We start from the raw sequence: 10494 nt of genomic DNA on the forward strand, positions 1-10494 counted from the left end.
TTTAAACTGCCGTTTCAGACGCAAAAAAGCCTGCTTGAGTTAACCCAAGCAGGCTTGCGCGCAACAATACTGATTAAGTCAGCTGAAAGTTTTTCATTTCCATACTCAATGATTTTGATAGCTCGCCCATGCGCCGCGAAATACTCGCCGCCCGCTCAACCGCCGTACAGCTGGCGCTGGCCATTTGCGTCACTTGCTCAATATTATTGGCCACTTGGTTGGCCGTTTGTGATTGTTCGTGTAAAGAGCTGCTAATTTCATCAATCACGCCCATCACATCATTAGCATCTTGCCGGATTGAGCCAAATGCGCCGCCTGCTTGGCTGGCCAAGTCCACCCCAACTGCGACTTTACTCACGCCGGTATTCATAAACACCGCAGTCGACTCGGTACCCGACTGAATGCTGCGAATTTTTTCGGTGATTTCTTGCGTCGAGAGTGCCGTGCGCTCGGCCAACTTACGCACCTCATCGGCCACCACCGCAAAGCCCCGCCCTTGCTCACCAGCGCGCGCTGCCTCAATCGCGGCATTGAGCGCCAATAAATTAGTTTGATCGGCAATATCGCGAATCACCTGCACAATCTGCGAAATCTGCTGCGTTTGCCCAGTGAGCGTGGCGACGCTATTGGATGCATCTTGCACCGAGGTGGCAATCACTCGAATACTATCGACCGTATCGCTAATCACCCGTTCACCGCGATCCAAAGCTTGATTCGACGAGCGAGTTCGCTCTGAGGCACTGCTGGCGTTGCTCGACACATGATTAATACTGACCACCATTTGCTCAATCGCCGCGCTCATACTCGACATTGAATCCGTTTGCCCTTGCACCAAATGCTCGGCTTCGCTGGACGCCGAACTAATCTCTACCGCACCTTGCTCAATCTCACGCGCAGTCATCGTCACTTGCAATACGATGCGGCTGAGTTTTTGCTGCATCACCGCCATCAAGGCCATAAAGCTGTCGCTAGCGCTGCCCTCTGGAACAATCGGATGAGAAAAATCCCCCTCAGACAAATAGGCAATGTGTTTTTTGGCTTCGCTCACCGAGCCGCCAATCACATTGATTAAGCTGCGATACGTGAGCCACAGCATCAACAGCGTTGCCAAACCCACCACCAAAAAACCCATTTCAATCATCGAGGCGACAAAAGCGGCATCGGCCACGGCTTTTTGCGTGCGCTGCTCAAACAACTGATAAAAATCATCAATCGGCTGCATGATTTTGGCTTTATTACTGTGATACGTCGCGTCGTGCATCATCGCTCGCGCTTTGGCATAGCCTTCTTCGGCGCCCTCACCGGTTTTTTTCACCAAACCCATCGCTTCAACTTCGGTATTGACCAAACCATCGGAGTTTTTCTTTGCTTCATTGAGCTTGGCAAATTCAGCCTCGGTAAAGCCCAGCGATTTCATCATGTCCAGCAATGGCACTTTCACCGACGAATCAGGGCGTGGTGCTTGATTGTTGGCGGCAACAAAGTCCCAATAAATCCGGTTATACGCCTCGGGGCGCGGCTTTTCGCCATTGCGAATCGCCAAAATATCCATATATTGCTTTTCATAATTTGGGTCGCGACTCACCACATACGTTCGCGCCAAGCGCGTTAAATCGTCCGACGATTGCCGCAACTCATCAGCGAGTAAATACGATTGATAGCGCAGCTCATTCTCACGATCGACTTTGTTTTGAGCAACAACATAAAAGGCAAACAACAAAGCCAAGGCAATCAAGCCCAATACTGAGCCCAATAGATTCCTTTGAAAAGCCGACATTTTTCTCACCTCAAATTGTCATTAACATTACTAACAATAGTGGTTTTTATCTGCGCATACAACACGATTTAACTGACGAATACTAAAATAAATCAAACGCCTAAACCCCAAACACCATCACGCCGCGCATTGCCTTGCCAAGCAGCGAAAATCCCACGCCAAACAAAAAAAGATCGCACGCTGTGCCAAAGCCTAAACCGCCTTTTCGCAACGATATCGACAACATAATTCAATGCGCAAGCGCCAATCGATGACTAGGTATTGCTACTGAAGCAAAAAACACAAAGCGCTACAGCGCAATACCCCTCAGCAAGATTAAGCCCGTCGCCTTGCGCCAACAATCCATGCCGACGCAGCGCATAAAAAAACCGCCAGAAAACGAATCGGGCGGTTTTATTCGGTGAAAGATAAAGCAGCGCGCCAAGCAGCAGCACGCGCTAAGGATTAGGCGAAGCGTTGTTCTAAGTATTGAATAATACTTTTCGATTCATACAACCATTGCACTTGGTTGTTTTCTTCAATGCGCAAACACGGCACCTGCACCTTGCCCCCCATTTTTGCCAACTCGGCTTTATGCTCAGCTTGTTTGGCATTGATGGTTTGAATATTTAAACCTTGGCGGCGCAGTGCGCGGCGCACCTTCACGCAAAACGGGCAAGCCTCGTATTCATACAGCGCCAACGATTGAGTTTGCTGATCCAACCATGCTTGATGCTCAGCCGGATGCTGCGCTTTTTTCGGCGCAAAAATCGCATTTAAAATCAAAATCAATCGCCCAACGATCCAGCGGAATGCTTTCATAAGTATCTCGAATTATTTAATTATTTTTAAGCCGGCGATTTTATCCAATCGCCAGCATTTGGGCTATGGCTTTGTGCAACCGCGTAAGGCGCGATCAATTCAAATCGTGAGTAAGGTGCAATAATGCGTAGGGTTTGAATAATCGCAGTGCATTCCACCTTGGGCATCACGAAACGGTGGAATGCGCGATGCTTATTCCACCCTAGCTGCCACGGGGTATTTCCATCAAAGCATTAAAATAAAAAGCCCACAAAGCAATACCGCCGCAGGGTGTGCATTGCCTTCAGCTTTTGCGCACCAAATCACGACACCAGCCCTCTCAAAGCCTATCGGCGCTCGCCAACCCTAAGCCATGCTGGCGCTAATGGTATTGCAGCGTTTAACAGAGCCAGTTTGTAAGTAATATACCCGATATACCCAATAGCCTTACTTACGGTAGATGGACACAATCTTGCTACGACTAAAAAACCCTCTAGGGAATTAAACAAATGCAAGATTGGGTCAACCTGATTAACAGTTACGTCTGGAGCCCGGCATTGATTTATCTTTGCCTTGGCGTGGGCGTGTATTTTTCAATCCGTACGCGATTTATGCAGTTGCGACTCATCCGCGATATGTTCAGCTTGTTATTTGATGGCAAAGCCTCAAGCGAAGGCGTGTCTTCGTTTCAAGCTTTATCGATGACACTCTCGGGCCGAGTCGGGATTGGTAATATCGCCGGCGTTGCCACCGCCATTTCCTTTGGTGGCCCGGGTGCGATGTTTTGGATGTGGATGATGGCCTTTTTGGGCGCCAGCACCTCGTATGTAGAATGCACCTTGGGGCAAATTTACAAACAACGCATCGACGGCCAATTCCGTGGCGGCCCGGCTTATTACATCGAGCGCGGCCTAAAAATGCGCTGGTACGCCATTGCCTTTGCCTTGGCCACCATCTTGGGCTGCGGCCTTTTGCTGCCCGGCATGCAGGCCAACGGCATCGCCAGTGGACTGAGCAATGGCTTTGGCATTCCACCAGAAACCACCGCCTTTGGTGTGGTTCTGGTCTTGGCAACGATCATTTTTGGCGGCGTAAAACGCATCGCCCGTGTTGCTGAAGTGGTGGTGCCTTTTATGGCTTTGGGTTACATCCTGATGGCGCTGGTCATCATTGCACTCAATATTCACCTGGTCCCCGAAGTCATCACGCTAATCGTAAGCTCAGCACTGAGTTTCCATGCTGGCTTTGGTGCCATGATTGGCCTAGCGATTATGTGGGGCGTGAAGCGCGGCGTGTATTCCAATGAAGCCGGTCAAGGCTCTGGCCCACACGCGGCAGCGGCGGCTGAAGTGTCTCACCCTGCCAAACAAGGGATCGTGCAAGCGTTTGCGGTGTATATCGACACCTTGATCGTATGCTCAGCCACAGCGTTTATGATTTTGATCACCGGCAAATTTAATGTGGCTGATCCGAACAAAGAAGGCGGATTCTTGTTTCATGGTCTACCGGATATCGCCGCTGGCACGGGCTACACGCAATCGGCAGTAGAAAGCGTTTTCCCTGGCTTTGGCGCAATGTTTGTCGGTGTGGCACTGCTGTTTTTTGCCTTCACCACCATTATTGCCTACTACTACATCGCCGAAAGCAATGTGACCTACCTGCTGCAAAAGCGCCGTGGTAGCGGCACTGCGCTGTTCTTGCTCAAATGTATGCTACTCACTACCGTGGTTTACGGCGCGGTACGCACCTCTGATCTAGCGTGGGGCTTAGGCGACATTGGCGTGGGTATGATGGCGTGGCTCAATATTATTGCCATTTTGCTATTACAAAAACCGGCCCTGATTGCACTCAAAGACTACGAAGCACAAAAAGCGCAAGGGCTAGACCCGACGTTTGACCCTGTTAAACTCGGCATTGCCGATGCTGATTTCTGGGTAACTCGTGAAGCGGCACAACAACCTGAAACTGATAAGCGCAAATAATCACCGGATTGTTTAAGCCAAACTCAGCCCACCATCATGACTGATCGGTGGGCTTTTTACTTCCTGCAAACCTGCGCCGCCCACGCAAGTGCGCCGCATAAAACAAAACCGCTAGCATCAATTTGGCGGTTTTGATTTCACAGCGTAGGGCGTGGTTAGCCAAAGGCGTAACCCGCCAATCCATATCCGACAATAGTAACGTCAAACCGTAGGGTGTATTCGACGCGCAGCGGCAATACACCAGCCCCATTGATACGGCGTAATGCCTTCGAGGATTACGTAAAATTAAAAATAGACTGCTCATCACTTTCGAGTGGTATTACTTCATGAATAATAAGAGTAGGCCTTTTCTCTGCAACAAATTTTTCTTTTATATGTCTAGAAATAATACCAACCACTCTGCACCTAAGAAAAAGCGCCGATTTAAATTGCCTTACATTACCAACAACAGGCACGCAATTTATGATATGCCCCTTATACTCCAAACCAAGACTATTTGTTTTTTCACTACCTCGAATTAATTTTCCCTCTAGTAAAACATTATCTCCTTGTACAAACTCAGGAAATAAAAATTCTTCATCCTCATCTACTTCCAATGATTGATCAAAGTAGATTTTTTCAGTATTATCAACTGACACTTGATCGGGACTATCCCCATAAACTCCAATTGTAAGCACTCTGTTTTCTTCAATCACTGACACCATTTTATTTAATGATTTTTGTGGCAAATGCTGAAACCACTCATAATAAGCATATGGAACCATTAGCTCTTTATTTTCATTATTAACAATAACTACAAAATCCTCACTCAAGGTTGGCTCAATTTTTTCAACATCCCAATTTTTTACTCGCTTCGTATGCTTTACAATTTTTACTAAATACAACAAAGCCGATATTGATTTAGACATAACATTTTTCAAACCTATGTCTTTAAAATCATTCTCAGCCATTTTTTCACCTGCTTTTTTTTGCATATCCCAATGCAAAAGCACCACCAATAGCGGCCCCTCCAGCCATGAGTATTGCCACCCATGAGCCAGCTTCAGTTTTAATCGGAACATCATATTCAATTTTATGAAATGCTGGAGATTGTCTTGAATTAAAAAACCGGATAACCTCATCAAGACCAACAAGTGCTTTACCTGCACTTCCTGCATCTATAACTCCAGATGGATGACGCGAACCAGAATATTTAACAAAGCCAACCTGGCTATATTCTTCATTATCCACCGGAAAACCTTTCTTTTTAAGTAATCAACATCCAGATACTAAATACTATTTGATTTAATTACAATAAAAAAAGCCCTGCAAAGCAGGGCTTATATCAAACATCCGGTAATCCCCCCACTTTTAAGCTCACTTAAAAGTAGAGGTCAGGCATGTAATGCCAGTTTTTGTTTCGGGGTGATGCCACCCAAACCCATGTGCGGGCGCTCGTTGTTGTAGCTCCAAAGCCATTGCGTGGCAACCTCTTGCACTTCAGCAAGACTTTCAAAGTCATCGCAAGCCAGCCATTCATGCCGCACGGTCCGATTATAGCGCTCGATATAGGCATTTTGCTGGGGATTGCCCGGCTGAATATACGCCAATTCAATTGAATGTTGTTCCGCCCAGTTTTTTAGCAACTGGCTAATATATTCAGGCCCATTATCTGAGCGAATCCGTTTTGGCTTGCCTCGCCATTCAATGATTTGATTCAAACTACGCACCACGCGCTCGGCCGGCAAAGAGAAATCAACATCAATCGCTAAACCCTCCCGATTAAAATCATCAATCACATTAAACAGGCGAATGCTGCGGCCATCGGCTAATTGATCGTGCATAAAATCCATCGACCACGTTTCATTGATTTTCTCAGGCACTGCTAATGGTGCTGGCGTTGCACGAATTAAGCGTTTATTAGGCTTAATTCGCAGATTTAATTCTAAATCGCAATAAATCCGGTAGACCCGTTTGTGATTCCAAGACTTTTTCTTGACGTTTCGTAGATGCAAAAAGCACAGACCAAAGCCCCATGTGCGATGAACTTGGGTAAGTTGCAGTAACGAATCGGCAATTTTTTCATTTTCTGCGTCTAGTTTTGCCACATAGCGATAACAAGTCGTGCTGATCATAAAGCTAGCGCAAGCTGCACGAATCGAAACGGCCTTTGATTCAACGGCCCAGCGCGCCATCTCACGCCGCTGAGATGGCTTCACCACTTTTTTGCCATGGCTTCCTTGATGATGTCTGCCTGCATTTGAGCTTCGATATACATCTTTTTAAGGCGCTTGTTTTCATCTTCCAGCTCTTTCATGCGCGTCATCATCGAGACGTCCATGCCGCCAAACTTAGCGCGCCACTTATAAAAAGAGGCCGAGCTCATGCCGTGTTCACGGCATAAATCAGGAACAGTGGAGCCGGCTTCGGCCTGCTTTAAAATCGCCATAATCTGGCTGTCAGAATAACGTGCTGCTTTCATGTAGAAGCTCCTCAAAGACTGCGAGAAAATTCTACTTAAAAATGAGCTGGTTTGGTGGGGGGATTACCATCCGAAATGTAAACCTTAATCCCAGCTCAACGCCCCACCCGTCTGATATTCAGTCACCCGAGTTTCAAAGAAGTTTTTCTCTTTCTTCAAATCAATCATTTCACTCATCCATGGGAATGGATTGGTGACGCCGGGGAATAATTCATTTAGGCCGATTTGTTGCATGCGGCGGTTGGCGATAAAGCGTAGGTATTCTTTAAATTGCGCAGCATTTAGGCCCAATACACCGCGTGGCATGGTGTCTTCAGCGTAAGCGTATTCAAGCTCAACTGCGCGTTGGAATAGGCCGACCAATTCAGCTTTAAAGCTTTCGGTCCATAATTCTGGGTTTTCCATTTTAATGGTATTGATTAAATCGATACCAAAATTGCAGTGCATTGATTCATCGCGCAGAATGTATTGATATTGCTCAGCGGCGCCAGTCATTTTGTTTTGACGACCAAGTGCCAAGATTTGCACAAAGCCCACATAGAAGAACAAGCCTTCCATAATGCAGGCAAAGACAATAATCGAGCGCAATAATTGCTGGTCGGTTTCTAATGTGCCGGTTTTAAATTCGGGGTTGGTCAATACATCAATAAATGGGATTAAAAAATCGTCTTTATTTTTGATTGAGGCCACTTCGTTATACGCATTAAATACTTCGCCTTCGTCTAGGCCGAGCGACTCAACGATGTATTGATACGCATGCGTATGAATGGCTTCGTCAAACGCTTGGCGTAGCAAAAATTGGCGGCATTCTGGGCTAGTAATTTGGCGATACGTACCGAGCACGATGTTGTTGGCAGCCAAGCTGTCGGCAGTAACAAAAAAGCCGAGGTTACGCTTAACCAGACGCATTTCGTCTTCAGACAATTGGCCGGTTTTCCATTGCTCGATGTCGCGCTGCATATTCACTTCTTGCGGCATCCAGTGGTTTGCGCATTGCGCGAGGTATTTTTCCCACGCCCATTTGTGCTTGAATGGCACCAATTGGTTGACGTCGGTGGTGCCATTGATTACGCGTTTATCGTCGGCGCTAATGCGTTTGCTGCTCGCAGCCGGGGTCGCGGCGGCAGTGGCACGGGGGCTGGCGATTACTTCGTCATCAAAATTAATCATTATTTTTCCTTTATTGACTCAGGCCGCGATTGAGCGGCTGTATTGCGATATTGCTAAAATTGCTCACACCATGGCGGGCTTGCAGATCAAAAAAATCTCGGGCGCGATCATTACTCAAATTCACGCTCGAGTCATAATTCATATTCAGGTGCACGTCGCCCAAATACACCACTTCACCGGCTTTAACTTGAAATGGCAGATTGAGCGGCACGGTCACATATTGGTACATATTCATCATTAAATTGGCGCTGTCTTGCCGCCATTGCCCATCGGCAGCGACAACTCGATATTGGCCCGGCAGCAAAGGCACGACAAATAGTTTGCCTGTTGCATTCGGGGTATCGCCCGGTGCACGAATAAAATCGGTCACTAGCCGCGTATACAGGCTGATATTACCACTTGGGCCTTGCAGCACTAAATTGGCGCTGGCGGTGTCGTTATTAAACGATTGCGCCGTGAGGCCAACAATCGCCAAGCCTTGCCCTGCCGCTGGCGTAAGCTGGCCATTGACCACTGGCAGCTGCAGATTGGCGCAGGCGCTTAATAGCAGCACCAGCATGGCACTCAATATTAATTTGAACGATCTGAACATGGCCGTCTCCTTACTGCGCGATGCGCAAAGGTTCGATCAAAATATTGCGCGTATCGGTCACGCCATCACGCTGTTTTAAATCATAAAAATCACGCGCTGCGGTGTTGCTCAAGCGCAGTGTCGAAGCAAAATTGAGCGCCACATTCACATTACCCAAATACACCACTTGCCCAGCCACTACGCGAAAATCCGTATTCAGTGGCAAAGTCACATAACGCGCTTCGCCCGAATGCACGCCAACAACAACAAAGCTACCGCGCACCTGGCTGGTGCGATATTCCCCTGCCGGCAAAGTCAGCGCAAAGAGTTTACCCGCTGGGTTTTCCTCGCTACCGGGCGCTTGAATCATATCGCTACCCAGCCGCGTAGTGAGTTGTTGCGGTGCGGGGCCAGTAATATCAAGGCTCAGCGATGCGCCCATTAAATAATTAGCTTGCCCAGTTAACGACAACAGCACCATGCCCTGCCCTGTGGGTGGATTTAACCGCCCGTCTTGCAGCGGCAATGGGCTGGCACAAGCGGTGAATAAAACACAAACAAATAGAGCAAATAGACGGCGCATGGCTTAACTCCTTTGGCTCGTAGCTTGCGCTACATTTCAATGGGTAACGAGTTCGCTACTCAATGCCAGACTTAGATCTGCGCCGACTAGCAAAACATCAGCAAGCACCTGCCAGTCTCAACAAGCCGCCGCATCGGCGATGGCCAACACTTTTTGCTGCCAAGCGGCTTTTTGCTCAGCGCTGAGCCAACTGGCTTCAAAGCTATTTAAAATCAACTGCACGATTTCAGCTTTGTTTAAATCCAGCGCCGCGCGGCAGGCGAGCAAATTGGTGTTCAGATAACCGCCAAAATAAGCGGGGTCATCCGAATTGACCATTGCGCACAATCCGGCATCCAGTAGCGTACGTAGATTATGCGCCGCCAAATCATCCACCACGCACAGCTTTAAATTCGATAAGGGGCAAACGGTGAGTGGCACGCGATCAGCGGCCAAACGCGCCACCAAAGCGGCGTCTTCGGTGCAGCGAACGCCGTGATCAATTCGCGTTGATTTGAGTAAATCCAGCGCTTCCCAAATATACGCTGCCGGACCTTCTTCGCCAGCATGCGCCACTGCGGGCAAGCCCAGCTCAGCACAACGGGCAAACAGCGCAGCAAATTTACTTGGCGGATGGCCCAATTCGCTCGAATCCAAACCCACCCCGTCGATTTGCGCCAAATAAGGCATTGCTTGCTCTAGCGTGGCAAAGCCGTCGGCTTCGCTTAAATGGCGCAAAAAGCACAAAATCAATTTGGACGTCATGCCAAATTGCGTTAAGGCATCGGCCAAAGCGCGGCGAATCCCCGCCAGCGGCACAGCAAAATCAATACCACGCGCAGTATGCGTTTGTGGATCGTAAAAAATCTCGGTGTGAACAATATTGTCCGCGTGAGCGCGCAGCACATACGCCCAAGTAAGATCGTAAAAATCTTGCTCAGTAATCAATACCGATGCACCGGCGTAATACAAATCCAAAAACGATTGCAAACTATCAAACTGATACGCCGCCCGCACCGCATCCACATCGGCATACGGCAACGCCACGCCGTTTTTTTGCGCCAAGGCAAACATCATCTCCGGCTCAAGCGAGCCCTCGATATGCAAATGCAATTCAGTTTTTGGCAAAGCCATAATCAATTGGTCGAGCGGGTGTTGGTTCACAATCATTCCTATTTATTCTCAATACGG

10 protein-coding genes are annotated in these 10494 nt (G+C 48.1%); 1 reads left to right on the forward strand and 9 read right to left on the reverse strand.

What is annotated here, in order from left to right; translation table 11 throughout:
• Positions 1–73 precede the first annotated feature (73 nt).
• Entirely contained in the window at positions 74–1777 is a 1704-nt protein-coding gene (locus tag K4H25_RS11170) for a methyl-accepting chemotaxis protein (RefSeq protein ID WP_221020581.1), read from the reverse strand.
• A gap of 444 nt (positions 1778–2221) precedes the next feature.
• Positions 2222–2578, reverse strand: coding sequence for a glutathione S-transferase N-terminal domain-containing protein (locus tag K4H25_RS11175; protein ID WP_221020582.1), 357 nt, complete (start codon positions 2576–2578; stop codon positions 2222–2224).
• Between the two features lie 488 nt (positions 2579–3066).
• On the opposite strand from K4H25_RS11175, the gene K4H25_RS11180 reads away from it, so the two are divergent.
• Positions 3067–4539 (forward strand): alanine/glycine:cation symporter family protein, encoded by a 1473-nt coding sequence (locus K4H25_RS11180; RefSeq protein ID WP_221020583.1) that lies wholly within the window; start codon positions 3067–3069, stop codon positions 4537–4539.
• A 275-nt stretch (positions 4540–4814) separates the two neighbouring features.
• Here the strand turns inward: K4H25_RS11180 and K4H25_RS11185 are convergent, their stop codons facing one another.
• The 7 genes from K4H25_RS11185 to K4H25_RS11215 all read right to left on the reverse strand — a co-directional run bounded on the left by K4H25_RS11185 (position 4815) and on the right by K4H25_RS11215 (position 10437).
• Entirely contained in the window at positions 4815–5513 is a 699-nt protein-coding gene (locus tag K4H25_RS11185) for a hypothetical protein (RefSeq protein WP_221020584.1), read from the reverse strand.
• A complete protein-coding gene (locus K4H25_RS11190) occupies positions 5494–5769 on the reverse strand; it encodes a hypothetical protein (protein ID WP_221020585.1) in 276 nt (91 codons plus the stop codon). The genes K4H25_RS11185 and K4H25_RS11190 overlap by 20 nt, the downstream gene beginning before the upstream one ends.
• Positions 5770–5912: 143 nt before the next feature.
• Positions 5913–7000 (reverse strand): IS3 family transposase gene (locus tag K4H25_RS11195; protein ID WP_221020586.1). Its coding sequence is split into 2 segments (ribosomal slippage): positions 5913–6748 and positions 6748–7000, totalling 1089 coding nucleotides; the frame shifts between segments, so codons are not numbered across the junction.
• Positions 7001–7084: 84 nt separating this feature from the next.
• Positions 7085–8170 carry a ribonucleotide-diphosphate reductase subunit beta gene (locus tag K4H25_RS11200; RefSeq protein ID WP_221020587.1) on the reverse strand — a complete coding sequence of 362 codons (1086 nt, stop codon included), beginning with the start codon at positions 8168–8170 and terminating at the stop codon, positions 7085–7087.
• Between the two features lie 10 nt (positions 8171–8180).
• On the reverse strand, positions 8181–8762 hold the full coding sequence (locus K4H25_RS11205; RefSeq protein WP_221020588.1) for a hypothetical protein: 582 nt from the start codon (positions 8760–8762) through the stop codon (positions 8181–8183).
• A gap of 10 nt (positions 8763–8772) precedes the next feature.
• Positions 8773–9324 carry a hypothetical protein gene (locus tag K4H25_RS11210; protein ID WP_221020589.1) on the reverse strand — a complete coding sequence of 184 codons (552 nt, stop codon included), beginning with the start codon at positions 9322–9324 and terminating at the stop codon, positions 8773–8775.
• Between the two features lie 117 nt (positions 9325–9441).
• The gene (locus K4H25_RS11215) at positions 9442–10437 is read right to left on the reverse strand and encodes an adenosine deaminase (protein WP_255588205.1); all 996 of its coding nucleotides are present in this window, start codon (positions 10435–10437) and stop codon (positions 9442–9444) included.
• Positions 10438–10494 lie beyond the last annotated feature (57 nt).

The organism is Deefgea piscis, from assembly GCF_019665785.1.
GTDB lineage: Bacteria > Pseudomonadota > Gammaproteobacteria > Burkholderiales > Chitinibacteraceae > Deefgea.